Here is a 15105-nt window from a genome sequence, read left to right as displayed (position 1 = left end):
CTATTACCCGCAAGGCGTCTCCGCAGCCCAGTCGACGCATGCTCGACGTCGTACGACATCGCCTCCCAAGCAAGGATTCCGGCCTTTCGGGCCCTTTCGAACCCGCCCACAGGTAAAAAACGCTTGGTATTATTTTTCTCCCCACGGAACAAATGATGGCGAACGCTGTCCTCATGAACCACAGGTTTGTATATGTCATGGAGAGCTGCTGATAATTGCTGTAGCGCGACATGCAAGTTATGCCGTGGCGTTATTTGCTTATGCAGGATCCTCAGTGGTGGCAGGCTCGCTAAGACAGCCCCCTCTAGCGCGCACCTAAGACTGCTATTTGCATTTTTCACAAGAAAAATGGAACTTTTTTTGAAGTTAAGAAGCGGCGCTTGGCATTTTTTCAGACGCTTGCCAATGCTTTTGGGGAAATATTCACTTGTGTTTAACAGCGCTTTGGTTAATTTGATGGCCCTCTAATGCTGCACCTGCACCAAGGCCGGTGCTACACTGCCGCGCCTTTGCCGCCCCCTCATCAGTACGGATTCTATGAGTCGTTCACACGAAAATAATTTGCAGGCAGCCCTCAAGCTCTGCAAAAGCAGTTTTCTCTCCGTTGGCTTCTTCAGCCTGTTCGTAAACGCCTTGATGCTGGTTCCTACCTTCTACATGATCCAGGTTTCTGGACGAGTGGTGCCTACCTCAAGCACTCCAACCCTGATCATGTTGACCCTGATTCTGACCATCCTGATGCTGACCTTGGGGTCTCTGGAATGGGTTCGTTCAAGAATTATGGTGCGTATCAGTAACCGCTTGGACGTCTTGCTCAGCCGCGATGTTTACCGAGCCAGCTTTAAAAAAGCACTCAACAGTGGTGGTATGGATGCATCGGCGCAGCCGCTGAATGATCTGACGTCCTTAAGGCAGTTTCTGACAGGTAACGGTCTTTTTGCCTTTTTCGATGCGCCTTGGCTGCCGATCTATACCGCTGTCATGTTCCTTTTCCACCCCTGGTTCGGCTGGATGACCGTTGCGTCTGCAATTGTCTTGGTTGTGCTGGCCTTTCTGAATCAGCGTTACACAGGTAAAGCTCTTGCGGACGCTAATCAGCAAAGCGTGATCGCTAATTTGCAGACCACCAAAACGCTACGCAACGCCGAGGTCATCGAGTCAATGGGTATGCTCGATACCCTTATGGGGCGCTGGGCCAAGCGGCAGCGGCGCGTTTTGGTACTGCAGTCCAATGCCAGTGACAAAAGCAGTGTTATCAGCTCGATTTCTCGGATATTCCGGTTGTGGGCTCAATCAATGATGCTGGCCATCGGTGCGTACTTGGTCATTCTTCATGAGGTAAACCCTGGCTTGCTGATGGCCGGCTCGCTCTTGCTAGGACGTGCGCTTTCACCTATCGACCAAATGATTGGTAGTTGGAAAGGGTTTATCTCAGCACGCGTGCAATATGAGCGCCTGAACGAGACTATGGAGCACCTCAACGCTGAGCCTCAGCGCATGACACTGCCTGACCCCGAGGGTCATATTCAGGTCGAGAACCTGGTGGTTTCTCCACCAGGTGCAAAATCTGCCGTCATTCGTAATATCAGCTTCGTAACTCCAGCCGGCAGCATCGTAGGTATCGTCGGTCCTAGCGGTGCAGGCAAGTCGACCTTGGCTCGTGCGCTACTGGGCATATGGACTCCAAAGGGTGGTACGGTCCGCCTGGATGGAGCTGATATAAGCAGTTGGGATAAAGAGCTTCTTGGTCCGCATCTGGGCTATCTACCCCAGGATATCGAGCTGTTCGAAGGGACCATCAGCGATAATATTGCCCGCTTCGGCAAGGTTGATCCTGACAAGGTTGTCTTGGCTGCACGTATGGCCGGTGTGCATGAACTGATCCTGCAACAGCCTGATGGCTACGACACCGTGATCGGCAGCGAAGGCATCAACCTGTCGGGTGGCCAGCGTCAGCGTGTCGGCCTGGCACGTGCCTTGTATGGCAGCCCGCGCCTGATCGTGCTCGATGAACCCAATTCCAACCTGGATGATGTCGGCGAGCGTGCATTGAGCGTGGCCTTGCAGAAGGTAAAGGAAACCGGCGCCACGGTTTTCATCATCTCGCACCGACCAAGCATTCTGTCACGCCTTGATCGGGTAATGGTGTTGAGCAATGGCACCATAAGCATGTATGGCGCACGCGAACAGGTAATTGCCGAACTCGCTCAGCAGCAGGCCAAAGCAGCGCAACTTCAGGCTCAACAGAAAACGGCCTCAACCGGTACCGACGTTGCTCCCGCGCAACCTGGCGCGTGAAAGGAATTTGTAGATGAGCAGTAAAGCAGTGAATGTGCTCGAAAAGCATTCCGATGAGCAATCTGATGATATGCCGACTTCCGATCGCGGTATCCGCCGCATCGGGATGACAATCGTACTAGTGACTTTCGGCCTTTTTGGTACTTGGGCAGCCTTCGCGCCACTGGACAGCGCTGTATACGGCACCGGTGTGGTAACGGTACAGAGCTATCGGAAGACGGTTCAGCATCTGGAAGGCGGTATTGTCAAGGAGTTGCTGGCACGTGACGGTGACACGGTACATAAAGGCGACCCACTGATCGTCTTGGATGAAGCACAGCTAAGTGCTGAATATGAATCCACTCGCAACCAGTTGGTTTCTGCCAAGGCAAAGGAAGCACGCTTGCGGGCCGAGCGCGATGATCTTGACGAAATACCTGCGTTAGTCATTAAAGATACTGATAGCCAGCGTGCGCAAGAAGCGATTGAAGGCGAGGCACAGGTATTCAGGGCACGCAAGCTCTCCAGGCAGGGAGAGATCTCTGTACAGCGAGAGCGTATCGGCCAGTTGAAGCAGCAGATCATTGGCCTTAAGGACATGATTCGCACAAAGGGCAGCTTGCAACGCTCTTACAGCAGTGAAATCAGCGAACTCAAGCCTTTGCTGGCACAGGGATTCGTCGAAAAACAGCGATTACTCGAGCAAGAGCGTCGGTTAGACATGCTCAAGTCTGAGGTGGCTGACCATGAATCGACGATCACCAAAACCCAGTTGCAGATCAGCGAGACCGAACTTCAGATCGTACAACTGAACAAGAAATTCAGTTCTGATGTAGTGAATGAACTGAGCGATGTACAAGCCAAGGTATTCGACCTTCAGGAGAAGGCATCAGCCCTTGAGGACCGCCTGTCACGAGTTGTAATCCGCGCGCCCGAAGACGGCATGGTACTGGATATGAAGGTGCACACCGTTGGTGGTGTGGTCAGCCCTGCAACGCCATTGCTGGACATCGTGCCGGAGTCTTCCGAACTGGTTGTCGAAGCGCATATTTCGACAGTGGATATCGACCGTGTCGAATTGGGTAAGCTGACTGACATTCGCTTTAGTGCCTTTAATAGCGCCACAACTCCAGTGATTGAGGGCACCGTCGTTCGTATCTCTGCTGACCGTCTGACTAACGAACAAAACGGCGAAGCTTACTATCTGGTACGAGTGAAGCTCACGGATGATGGTATTAAGAAGCTTGCAAACCGTAGGCTGCAGCCTGGCATGCCAGCCGATGTGCTGATCAATGCTGGTGACCGCACGATGCTTGAGTATTTGCTCAAGCCAGCTCGCAACGTCTTGGCCAAATCGATGATCGAGGAGTGACCGTGCTGCGTTTATTACCACTCGTTCTGGCCTTGGGCCTGACTGTTCCCCAAGCCCAGGCCGCCCAGCCGGATGCACCTCAGGTCACTCGTGAATCGCTGCAGACCGTCGACCTGATGGAGCTGTTTCGACAGTCGCGCCTTGAGGACCCGCGTGTTCTGGCAGCCTATTTGCGGGCCAAGTCGGCTGAAGAGAAAGAGCGTGAGGCCTTCGGTACGTTGCTACCGCAGGTGTCGGCCAACGGCAGTTTCAACCGGGTGCTGCGCAAGAATGCGGCCGAGCGCGATATCTATAACAACTCCAACTATGGCCTGAGCCTGACCCAGCACCTGTACAACAAGGCGGTCTGGGAGGGCTATCAGAAGTCCAAGAGCGTCACCAAGCAAAAGGGCCAACAGGCCGATGATGCCCAGGCGGAAGCCACGGTCGATCTGGCCCAGCGTTACTTTGTTGCGCTGTCGGCCGATGACGAGCTGGAGCTGTTGATGGCCGAGCGGCGTGCCACGCAGAAGAACCTGGACCTGGTGTCGGCGCTGTACGAGCGTCAGTTTGCCAAGAAGACCGATGTGCTGGACCTCAAGGCGCGGGTCGACTTGCTGGCGGCGCAGGAGATCGAGGCGCGTAATCAGGTGCGTATCAGCCGGGCTGCGTTGTCGGAGCTGGTCGGGCGGCCAATTGTCGAGCCGTTGAGCCGTATTCGTAACGATATTGCCTTTCAGGTGCCGGGCAACTCGCTGGAAAGCTGGGTCGCGCAAGCGATGGACAGCAACCCGATGCTCAAGTCGCGTGAAAGCAACGTCGAGGTTGCCAATGCGGCCGTGCGCGAGGGCAAGGGTGGGCATTATCCGACCCTGGGTTTCAGCCTCAGTGGTCAGCAGAGTGACGTCGGTTACGACAATACCCTGACCAACCGTAGCGATAGCTACGTGGCGACCATCAACCTGAAGGTGCCCATCTACAGCGGTGGCTCCACTTCGGCGCGGGTGCGGGGTCTGTATGACGAGCAACTGGCGGTCGAGCAGGAACTTGAGGCCGCGCGCCGCCAAGTGGTCAAGGAGACGACCAATTCGTACCTGACCGCGTTTTCCAGTGTCGAGAAGGTGCGCGCCAACAAGAACGCACTGGAGTCGGCCAAAGAGTCGAGCAATGCCGCCGAGCAGGCGTTCAAGTATGGCGTGGTGAATGCGGTGGATGTGCTCAACAGCGTGCAGACCGAGTTCAAGGCACGGCGTGACCTGCTCAAGGCGCAGTACGATTTCATCACCAACCTGTTCATCCTGAACCGCTGGGCCGGTCGCCCGCCGCAGGACAGTGTCGACAGCGTCAATGTGTGGCTGGGCGGCACCGCCGTGGCCCAGGAACCGGCCAAGCCGGCCCCGACCGGGATTCGCTGAAAGAGCACCCTCTCACAAGCTGATCTGCCTCCTCCCCCAGGTTTGATAAGCGCCCCGGATCTTGTGCCTGGCACAAGACCTGTGGGAGGCGGCACTACAGCATCTGTGGGAGGCGGCAAGCTGCTGGCGATGGCTATCGGGCAGACGCAGCAGGTGTTTTGGGCTTGCTGGCGTCATCGCCGGCAAGCCGCCTCCCACAGGTTTGATGTCGCCCAGAATCTTGTGCCTGACACCAGACTGTGGGAGGCAGCTTGCTGGCGATGGCTGTGTGACAGGCGCAGCAGGTGTATGGGCCTTGCTGGCCTCATCGCCAGCAAGCCCCCTCCCACAGGATTGATGTCGCCCAGGGTCTCGTGCCTGGCACTGTACTGTGGGAGGCAGCTTGCTGGCGATGGCTATCGGGCAGACGCAGCAGGTGTTTTGGCCTTGCTGGCCTCATCGCCGGCAAGCCGCCTCCCACAGGATTGATGTCGTCCAGGGTCTCGGGCCTGGCACACGACTGTGGGAGGCAGCTCTGCTGGCGATGGCTATCGGACAGGCGCAGCAGGTGTATGGGCCTTGCTGGCCTCATCGCCTGCAGAGCAGCCTCCCACAGGTTTGATGTGACCCTGAATTTCGGGCCTGGCACCAGTCTGTGGGAAGCAGCTTGCTGGCGATGGCTATGGGGCAGGCGCAGCCGGTTTGCGCGTCAGTGCTTTTGCGCCAGTACCTTGCGATACACGTCCAGCGTCTGCTGTGCACAGGCGCTCCAGGTGAACTGGCGGGCGCGTTCCAGGCCGAGGCGGACCTTGCGGGCGCGTTCTTCAGGCTGGGCCAGCACGGCCTGCATCGCGGCGCTGATGCTGTCGGCATTGTTGGGGTCGACCGGCCAGGCGGCTTCGCCGGTGACTTCCGGCAGCGAGGTGCTGTTGGAGGCGATCAGTGGGCACTGCGCGGCAAAGGCTTCGATGGCCGGCAGGCCGAAACCTTCGTACAACGAGGCAAACACCAAGGCGCCGGCGCTTTGCAACAGGGCGAATACATCGCTTTGCGGCAGGTAGCTCAGCCAGCGCCCTTCCCCACGCTGTTGCAGCGCTTCAAGCCTGGGCAGCAGCGCTTCGTTGTGCCAGCCATCGCGACCGACCACGATCAGCGGATGCTGCTGGCGCACCTCGGCGGGCAATTGCTCGAAGGCGTCGAGCACCCGCAGCAGGTTCTTGCGCGGTTGCAGGGTGCCGATGGACAGGAAAAAGCCCGGCTGCAGGCCATGCCTGGCCAGTACCGCTTCACGCTCGGCGTCTTCCACGCGCTGGAAGTACACCGGGTCCACGCCCAGCGGGGTGACGCTGATGCGCTCAGGCTCGATCCCCAAGTGCGTGACCATGTCCTGCTTGCTGTATTCGGAGATGGTGATGATGTGGTCGGCGCGGTGGATGCTGTTGACGAACAGCCAGCTTTTCAGGCGCTTGAGGTCTTGCTTGATCCACTCCGGATGCAGCAGCGGGATCACGTCCATGATGGTGGCGATGGTCGGCACACCGCGGATCAGCGGAATATGGTGGTCGGTGGCGTGGAACAACTGCACGTCGCGAGCGATGTCGGCCGAGCGGCTCAGGGGGCATTTGAGCACCCCGCCGAGCACGGCATGGATGCGAAAGTCCCTGGCCAGCACTTGCGGCGCGCCAAAGGGCATGGGCGGCAGGTTCTTGCCAAAGGCATAGGGCTTGATGCGCAGCGCGTTATCCTGGCTCAGGGCCGTCAGGCCTTGCCAGAGTGCCTGGGAATAGATACCGATACCGTCCAGATGTCCCGTTCGTGCGCCACCGGCCCAGACGGTGCAGCTCAAGCCTATATCCATGTTTTGCTGTTCTCTACTTCAATCGGTTGAATCGCGATGTTCAGGTTATTTCGGCGGCGAATAGCGTCAATTCGGGCCAATCACTGCAGGCGCTGCCAGGCAGGGCGCGCAGACTACCATGTGCTGACTGGCTGGATATGCATTGACATCAGGCCATACGGGAAATTTCCGGGGGTTTTGAGGGTCGTACTCGCGCGCGGGCGTATTGAGCGTGTATTGCATCCCTATTACAGCCCCCGGATAATGCCGGCCTCATGACGCCTTCATGGCTAAGGAATGGAGTTTCTATGTTCACCCCCGTAATTCTGGCTGGCGGTAGTGGTTCGCGTCTGTGGCCCCTGTCGCGACAGAGCTTCCCTAAACAGTTCCTGGCACTGGACGGTCAGGACCAGGGAACGATGTTTCAGCGCACGCTGGCGCGCCTGCAAGGCCTGGAGCATTCCCCGGCCGTGGTGGTGAGCAACGAAAATCATCGCTTTATCGTCGCCGAGCAATTGCGCGTGGCGAAGATCGGCAGCCGCCGCATCATTCTTGAACCGCTGGCGCGCAACACCGCACCGGCGATCGCCCTGGCTGCGCTGGAAGCGACCGCCGATGGCACGGATCCTGTGCTGCTGGTGCTGGCCGCCGATCACCATATTCATGACGAAGACGCCTTCCGTCAGGCCGTGCAAGTGGCCCAGGCGCATGCCGAGGCCGGCCGCCTGGTGACCTTCGGCATTACCCCGACGCATCCGGAAACCGGCTTTGGCTACATCCAGTGCGGCCAGGCCATCGATCAGGGCGGCTTTGCCATTGCGGCGTTCAAGGAAAAACCGTCGCCTGAACTGGCGGCTGAATACCTGGCGTCTGGCAGCTACCTGTGGAACAGCGGTATGTTCATGTTCCGCGCCTCGGTCTTTCTGGCCGAGCTGGAGCGTCATCGCCCGGACATCCTCAATGCCTGCCGCGTAGCGCTGGCACACGCTCAGGTCGACAGTTACTTCTCGCACGTGCCGGCCGAGCAGTTCGCGCTGTGTGCCGACGAGTCGGTGGATTACGCGGTCATGGAGCACACAGGCGCCGGGCTGGTCGTGCCGCTCGATGCCGGCTGGAACGACCTGGGCAGTTGGGCGGCCATCTGGGATGTGGGCCCGCACGATGCCAACGCCAACCGCCTCGAAGGCGATGTGCTGGCGATCGACACCAATAACTGCCTGGTGCAGTCGCACCACCGCCTGGTGGCCACTGTCGGCGTCGAGGACCTGATTGTCATCGAGACCAAGGATGCCGTGCTGGTTGCCAACAAGCACGACAGCCAGCAGGTCAAGGATGTGGTCAAGCGCCTGCAGGCCGAAGAGCGTCCGGAGTTTGTCACTCATCCATTGGTCAATCGCCCGTGGGGTCACTACGACACGATCGACATGGGCGACCGTTATCAGGTCAAGCGCATCAGCGTATTGCCGGGCGAGTGCCTGTCGCTGCAGATGCACTACCATCGCGCTGAACACTGGATCGTGGTATCGGGCACCGCCAAGGTCATTTGTGGCGAGCAGGAGCTGATCCTCTCCGAGAATCAATCGACCTATATCCCGCTGGGCGTCAAGCACTCGCTGGCCAACCCGGGCAAGGTGCCGCTGGAGCTGATCGAAGTCCAGTCCGGTGCCTACCTGGGCGAGGACGATATCGTGCGCTTCGAAGACCGTTACGGGCGCTTGCCGAAGTAATCAGATCGCGCAGTGTTCAAGGTGTAGTAGGAGCGCGCTTGCCGGAATGCCGGACCACCACGACCGAGTGCGCTAGCGCTCGTAAAATCTGCGAAACGCTACAAATTTACGACTGCTACGCAGCCGGTCGCGGGCAAGCGCGCTCCTACGGGTAACCAGGTCACGCGAGGTGGGCAAGCCGGATGATTTCTTTCATCCGGCCCGCGACAGGGCAGGTTTTCGCTATTATTATGGCGATTCAATATCACTCCCCTCCTCGTTCGAGAATCCCATGAAGAAAGCCCTTGCTGCTATTGGCGCGTCGATCCTGTTGATGCAAGCCGTGCCTGCTGTTGCTGCAACGATCAAGATCGAGAACAAGTCGTCCTGGGAAATCCACGAGATCTATTTCGCGCCGACCAGCCAGGAAGACTGGGGTGATGACCACTTGGGCAAGCAAGTGCTCAAGCCAGGTATGGTCCTGAGCCTGACCAATGTCAAACCGGGCAAATGGGATGTGCGCCTGGTGGATGAAGACGCCGACGAGTGCATCGTCGAAGGCCAGAAAATCAGCGCGTCGGAAAAATTCGTGATCGAAGACGAAGACCTGCTCAGCTGCCAGGCCGGCACTGATCAGTAAGCGTCGGTTCATGATGAAAAGCCTCGATTATTCGAGGCTTTTTGCATTCTATGGCCGGTATTTTTAAAACCCCGACTACGCTTGCCGATAACAGAGTGTCCCCTCTCATTATCGTCGGTGTTGCCATGTTCAATTCTCGCTTGAAAACGGAGTTACAGGCGCTGCAGTCCGAGTTGTCGATGTACCGACAAATGCAAAAAGGCGTTGATGCCTGCCTGATAAGCCTGACGCTGGATACCCGGTTTCATATTGTCGATGCCAACGATCGATTCCTGCGCATGCTCGGCTATCGGGCCGATCAGTTATTGGGCAAGCCGATGGACGACCTGGTGCCCGGTTACGTCAAGCAGCTCGATTGCTACCGCAACCTCAGGCTGGGAGTGCAGAAAGGTGAGGCGGTGACCGATACGTATCGCTTTTTGCGGGCCGACGGCAGCCTGGCCTGGATCAGCGCCATCTGGCAGCCGATCGTGGATCAGGCCGGGCAGTTGCAGAGCATTCATTGCCGTGGTTCGGACATCAGCAAAAGCATCGACACGGCCGCCGAGAACGCCGCCTTTATCCAGGCCTTGTTGCGCTCCACTGCGGTGATCGAGTTCGACCTGGGCGGGCATGTGCTGACCGCTAACGATCAGTTCCTGCACGGCATGGGCTACACGCTGGCGCAGATCAAGGGCAAGCATCACAGTCTTTTTTGCGAACCCGGCGAGGTTGCTTCCAGCGGCTATAAGGATTTCTGGACCACCCTCAACCGGGGTGAGTTCGTCGCCAGCCGTTTCAAGCGGGTCGACAGCCACGGCCGCCCCGTCTGGCTGGAAGCCACCTACAACCCGGTGCATGACGCCCAGGGCAAGCTCTACAAGGTGGTCAAGTTCGCCACAGTGGTGACCGACCAGGTGGCCCGCGAAGAAGAAGTCAGCCAGGCGGCGAGCATTGCGTTCGAGATCTCGCAGAAAACGGATGTCAGCGCCCGACGGGGAGCCGAAGTGGTACAGAACACCGTGCAGACCATGCGCCGGATCTCTGAAGAAATGCAGTCGGCGTCCACGGGCATCGAGGCGCTGGGCAAGCAGTCGCTGTTGATCAGCTCGATCGTGCAGACCATTGGCGGTATTGCCCAGCAAACCAATCTGCTGGCCCTCAATGCCGCCATCGAAGCCGCACGCGCCGGCGAACAGGGGCGCGGGTTTGCCGTGGTGGCCGATGAGGTGCGGCAACTGGCTGGCCGTACCAGCGCCGCTACCGAGGAGATCGTCACGGTGGTGCAGCAGAACCAGAACCTCACCGACGAAGCTGTACGCGGCATGGCCAACAGCCGCGGCCAGGCCGAACAGGGCCTGGCGCTGGCCAACGAGGCAGGCTCGGTGATCGTCGAGATCCAGGAAGGCGCCAGGCAAGTGGTCGGTGCGGTGGGCCGCTTTGCCAATCAGTTGTAAATAGCCTTAGCAGGAGGCTGCTCTGCAGTACAGGTGCACCTGCTGCGCCTGTCACATCGCCATCGCCAGCAGAGCTGCCTCCCCAGTCTGATGCCAGGCACGAGATCCAGAACAACATCAATCCTGTGGGAGGCGGCTCTGCCGGCGATGAGGCCAGCAAGGCCGATATACCTGCGGCGTCTGTGACTCAGCCAGAGCAGCCTTCCACCGACCTGAGTAAAGTATTGGCCTTGGCCGGAAAGCAGGCGCTACCATCGCGCGGTAACGCCATTCGCAGCTGGAGCGGTAGACCGCCCGGCAGCCTCTCCATGGAACAGGGAAACAGCCGTGAGCCAAAGCCTCAAACCCGGTGAAAACACAACCCTCGATCAAACCCAGGGCCAGGTCGTGGTGACCCACGGCGCCGATGCCCGGCTGGACGTCAACCTGACTGCGTTTCTGGTCACTGACAGTGGCAAGGTGCTTGATGACAGCGGCATGGTGTTCTTCAATGCGCCGGTACATGCCTCGGGCGCCGCTACGTTTTCTGACCCGGTGACAGCGGGCGGTACGGTCAGCCACAGCATTCGGTTCGACCTTGCCCGGTTGCCGGCCGGTATTTCGAAAATCGCCATTACCCTGACCCAGGATGGCGGCAGTGCAGGCTTTGCCGAGGTCCAGGCCTTGCAGGCGCAGGTGACGACAGGGACTCAGGTGCTCGAACTGGCCCCGGGTGCCTTCAGCGCGGAAACCGGAATCATCGTGCTCGAGTTGTACGTGCGCAATGACCAGGTCAAGGCACGTTCGGTCTGGCAGGGCTTTGCCAGCGGTCTGGCGGGGCTGTGTGGGCTGTATGGCATCGATGTCGAGGAGCCGGCACCGGAACTGGCACCACCAGCACCGGTTCCAGTCCCCTCCCCGGCAGTGAACATCACCAAGTCGGTGATCACCCTCGATAAACCCGGGGCGACCCACAAGGTCACGCTGGACAAGGGACCGAGCGCACCACGGGCCATTCGGGTCAGTGCCACCTGGATCGATAATGGCGATGGCCGGGACAACGACGACCTGGACCTGCGCATCGGCATTCTGCGGCCCGATGGCAAGATGTCGATCATCCAGGCCCCGGAAAAACGCGGCGCTTTCGATCTCTATCCGTTCGTGTTCCACACCGGCGATGTGGTCCAGGCCAGTGCCTCGCAACCGGCGCAGGAAACCGTCGAGATTAACCCGGACATTTCCAGGCAACTGGGCGGCAAGGTCGCGCTGGTGTGCAGTGTCTATTCGGCGGTGAACAACGGTAACGTTTCGGTGGCCTCGCTCAAGCCCAGAATGCGCATGGAATATGGCGATCAGGTGGTCGAGTGTGCATTCGATTTCCCCGATGGCAAGAAAGGCTTCTTCGGCCGCAAGGTCAGCAGCGGCATCTACACCTATGTGATCGGCCTGATCGAGATCGATCAGGATCACATCGTGCTCAGCCCTTCGGGCGTCACCTCAGAAAGGGGCAGCGAAGCCACACCCTGGCTGACCTGGAACAACGGCTCGGTGCTGTTGACCATGGACGGTCCGGCAGTGTTCAAGGGTGATGATCATGACGATGACGACGAGTATGACTACGACGATCAGGGTCGGCGCTATGTCTGATATCAATAGGTCGCTCTGTCAGCACTGACCTGTTCAATTGCACGTGAGGCGCAGGGTCGCCTCACGCCCCTCATGTCGAGTGTGTAAGTTCTCTGGTATCCTGCCGCCCCTTTCAAGTCGCACGAATGCCCTGATCAACAGGGCATTAATAGCTGTGCTTGTACACGCGATGACAATAACGTTATGCACGGTTGCCTGACGTCATGTGCTGTTATCGCCTCCCCTGCCCCATAGGATGTGCAATGCGTGACAACCAATTGAAATCGACCGGGTGGGTCGGGTTGTTGATCGCCATCGGAATTGCGGTGTTTTTCATACTCCGCTATTTCCCTGACGGTTTTCTGCTCGGCACGTCGTCGTACTGGAATACCGAAACCGAGGATGTCACGCAGTACATCTCCGGCTTCAATGCGTATTTCCAGGCACCGTTCAGCTGGCCCTTGCTGGCGTTCGACAGTTTCAACTACCCGGTGGGCACACGCATTACGTTTCTCGATGCGTTGCCGCTGTACTCACTGTTATTGAAAGTGTTCGTGCCGGCGCATGTTGCGCCCTTCAATCCCTTCGGCGTCTGGATCGGCCTGGCGTTTGTCCTGCAGGCGGTGTGTGCCTGGTGGATCCTCAAGGAGTTGCGCATCGCCTCATGGCTGGCACTGATCACCCTGGTGGTGCTGTTCATCCTGTCACCGGCGTTTCTGGCCCGGGTGCCGCACACCTCGCTGTTTTCGCAGTGGATCGTGCTGGGCGCGCTGGCGCTGTACATCCGCTCGGCACGGCTGTCGCAGTTAAGGCCGGTGGCCTGGACACTGTGGCTGGCGATGGCGTTCTACCTGAACATCTACCTGTTCACCATGGCGACAGCGATTTACATCGCGACCTTTTTCACCGTGCGCAGCTACCAGAGCCTGCGGCAGCTCGCCTGGGCAGCGCTGCCGGTGGTGGTGATCGGCCTGAGTCTGCTGATTACCGTGTTGCCGCTGCCACGCGAAGCCGTCGCGCCTGAGGGTGGCTTTGGCGTTTACTCGATGAACCTGCTGTCGCCCATTGCCGGTGCCAGCCTGATGAGTATTCCCAATGCCTCCATGCCGGGTCAGGGCGAGGGTTATAACTACCTGGGCCTGGGCGTGATCCTTGCCTTCCTGATCGCCCTGCGTGTGCACCAGACCCACCCGAGCCCTACATTTACCCGGCATCGGTCGCTGTTCATCCTGATGCTGTTGTTCACGCTCTATGCCCTGTCGAACCGGATCTATTTCGGTACTGTCGAGGTGCTGACGCTCAATTACCCGGCCTTCATGGACATCCTGACTTCGCAATTCCGGGCTTCGGGCCGGTTCTTCTGGCCGGTCGGGTACTGCATCATCGTGTTCACGGTCGTCATGCTCTACCGTCATACCCGCCGGGTTGTATTTGCGGGCCTGATGCTGGCGTTACTGTTTGTACAAGTGATGGATCTGCGCAGCGTCCGGCATAACTTCGTCGACACGATCAATCGGCCGCCCAGCCAGATACTGACCACCGCATTGTGGGACAAGGAACTTGGCCCGCAGGCGGCCCATCTGTATTTCTATCCGAAATTCCGCTGCCCGAGTCCTGATGTTCTGCAGACCCTGATGCCCATGATGCGTTACAGCGCCGAACGCGGCCTGACCCTCAATACCGGTTATATCGCCCGGCACCAGCCACCGTGCGACACGGCCAGCCTGCAGACTGAAATAAGCCAGGCGGACCGGGCCCGTTCAGCCTTTGTGTTCAACCAGTCGGTTTATGGATCGGTGGAGTCGATCACGCCGTTGTTCCCGGCCAACGTGACCCTCCACTGCAATCGCGTTGATTTTGCTTTTGTCTGCAAAGCCCATGAGTCCAAGGAATAAGTCGTATGAACTCTGCCGCGCGCAAGAAAATCTCCCTGGTCGCCCCGTTCTATAACGAAGAAAACGGCGTGTTCGCGTTCTTTGAACGGATCGAGGCGCTCAGGCTGCACATTCAGGATCGCTACGATCTTGAGGTGGTGGCCGTCAATGACGGCAGCCGTGACAAGACCCTGGAAAAGCTGATTCAGGCCAAGGCCGTCTGGTCCTTCATCAAGGTGATCGATTTTTCGCGCAACTTCGGCAAGGAAGCCGCCCTGTCGGCCGGTCTTGACCACGCGAGTGGCGATGCTGTCGTCCCGATCGACTCGGACCTGCAGCATCCGCCCGAGATGGTCATCGAGATGATTCAAAAATGGGAAGAAGGCTTTGAAGTCGTGCTGGCCAAGCGCACGGACCGCGACACCGATCGCGCCGTGCAACGGGTCACCGCCAACTATTTCTATCGGCTGCACAACAGCATCTCGGACATCGACATTCCCGCCGACGTGGGCGATTTCCGGTTGATGGATGCCAAGGTGGTCGAGGCCATCAAAGCGTTGCCCGAGAGCCGCCGCTTCATGAAGGGGCTGTTTGCCTGGGTCGGTTTCAAAACCACCACCCTTGAGTACAAGGTGGCCGCACGCGAGCACGGCCACACCAGTTTCAATACCTGGAAGCTGTGGAACTTCGCCATCGAGGGCATCACCAGTTTCAGCTCGGTGCCCTTGCGGGTCTGGACCTACCTGGGCTTTGCCATTTCTTCGCTGGCGTTTCTGTATGGTATTTACCTGATCCTCAAGACCCTGTTTTTCGGCATCGACACACCCGGTTATGCGTCGATCATGATCGCGATCCTGTTCACCAGCGGCGTGCAGTTGATCGGCATCGGTGTGCTGGGCGAGTACATGGGCCGGATCTTTGCCGAAAGCAAGCGCCGGCCGGTGTACATCATTCGCGAGATCATCAGCTAAGTGAACGCTATCAA

At 58.6% G+C, this 15105-nt stretch carries 10 protein-coding genes and 1 pseudogene; 10 read left to right on the top strand and 1 reads right to left on the bottom strand.

The genetic code is table 11. The features are described 5' to 3' along the window. The first annotated feature begins 537 nt into the window (after positions 1-537). The 3 genes from DGA31_RS17750 to DGA31_RS17740 are packed head-to-tail and all read left to right on the top strand — an operon-like array spanning position 538 to position 5043. Complete coding sequence (locus DGA31_RS17750; RefSeq protein WP_109513428.1) at positions 538-2298, top strand: type I secretion system permease/ATPase; 1761 nt, start codon at positions 538-540, stop codon at positions 2296-2298. A gap of 13 nt (positions 2299-2311) precedes the next feature. Then, positions 2312-3649 (top strand): HlyD family type I secretion periplasmic adaptor subunit, encoded by a 1338-nt coding sequence (locus tag DGA31_RS17745; RefSeq protein WP_056835818.1) that lies wholly within the window; start codon positions 2312-2314, stop codon positions 3647-3649. Then, complete coding sequence (locus DGA31_RS17740; RefSeq protein WP_109513427.1) at positions 3646-5043, top strand: TolC family outer membrane protein; 1398 nt, start codon at positions 3646-3648, stop codon at positions 5041-5043. The genes DGA31_RS17745 and DGA31_RS17740 overlap by 4 nt, the downstream gene beginning before the upstream one ends. A 688-nt stretch (positions 5044-5731) precedes the next feature. Here the strand turns inward: DGA31_RS17740 and DGA31_RS17735 are convergent. Continuing rightward, positions 5732-6880 (bottom strand): glycosyltransferase family 4 protein, encoded by a 1149-nt coding sequence (locus tag DGA31_RS17735; RefSeq protein ID WP_056835823.1) that lies wholly within the window; start codon positions 6878-6880, stop codon positions 5732-5734. Between the two features lie 287 nt (positions 6881-7167). On the opposite strand from DGA31_RS17735, the gene DGA31_RS17730 reads away from it, so the two are divergent. The 7 genes and pseudogenes from DGA31_RS17730 (at position 7168) to DGA31_RS17705 (ending at position 15091) form a co-directional block, all read left to right on the top strand. After that, complete coding sequence (locus tag DGA31_RS17730) at positions 7168-8586, top strand: mannose-1-phosphate guanylyltransferase/mannose-6-phosphate isomerase (RefSeq protein WP_056835825.1); 1419 nt, start codon at positions 7168-7170, stop codon at positions 8584-8586. 271 nt (positions 8587-8857) lie between these two features. Continuing rightward, entirely contained in the window at positions 8858-9205 is a 348-nt protein-coding gene (locus tag DGA31_RS17725; RefSeq protein WP_056835828.1) for a hypothetical protein, read from the top strand. Positions 9206-9255: 50 nt separating this feature from the next. After that, positions 9256-10059: pseudogene (locus DGA31_RS30805) on the top strand (PAS domain-containing protein); the annotation flags it as partial. Continuing rightward, complete coding sequence (locus DGA31_RS30800; protein WP_421957981.1) at positions 10039-10641, top strand: methyl-accepting chemotaxis protein; 603 nt, start codon at positions 10039-10041, stop codon at positions 10639-10641. The pseudogene DGA31_RS30805 and the gene DGA31_RS30800, both read left to right, overlap by 21 nt. A gap of 327 nt (positions 10642-10968) precedes the next feature. Beyond that, positions 10969-12267 (top strand): TerD family protein, encoded by a 1299-nt coding sequence (locus DGA31_RS17715; protein WP_109513425.1) that lies wholly within the window; start codon positions 10969-10971, stop codon positions 12265-12267. Between the two features lie 242 nt (positions 12268-12509). Next, the gene (locus DGA31_RS17710; RefSeq protein ID WP_240043347.1) at positions 12510-14141 is read left to right on the top strand and encodes a DUF6311 domain-containing protein; all 1632 of its coding nucleotides are present in this window, start codon (positions 12510-12512) and stop codon (positions 14139-14141) included. Between the two features lie 5 nt (positions 14142-14146). Continuing rightward, positions 14147-15091, top strand: coding sequence for a glycosyltransferase family 2 protein (locus DGA31_RS17705; protein ID WP_109513424.1), 945 nt, complete (start codon positions 14147-14149; stop codon positions 15089-15091). The last annotated feature ends 14 nt before the right edge of the window (positions 15092-15105 follow it).

Origin of the sequence: Pseudomonas ovata (assembly GCF_003131185.1) — a bacterium.
Classification (GTDB): Bacteria; Pseudomonadota; Gammaproteobacteria; order Pseudomonadales; family Pseudomonadaceae; genus Aquipseudomonas; species Aquipseudomonas ovata.
Note: the sequence above shows the minus strand (reverse complement) of the source record. Positions and strands in the feature narration are given on the sequence as shown.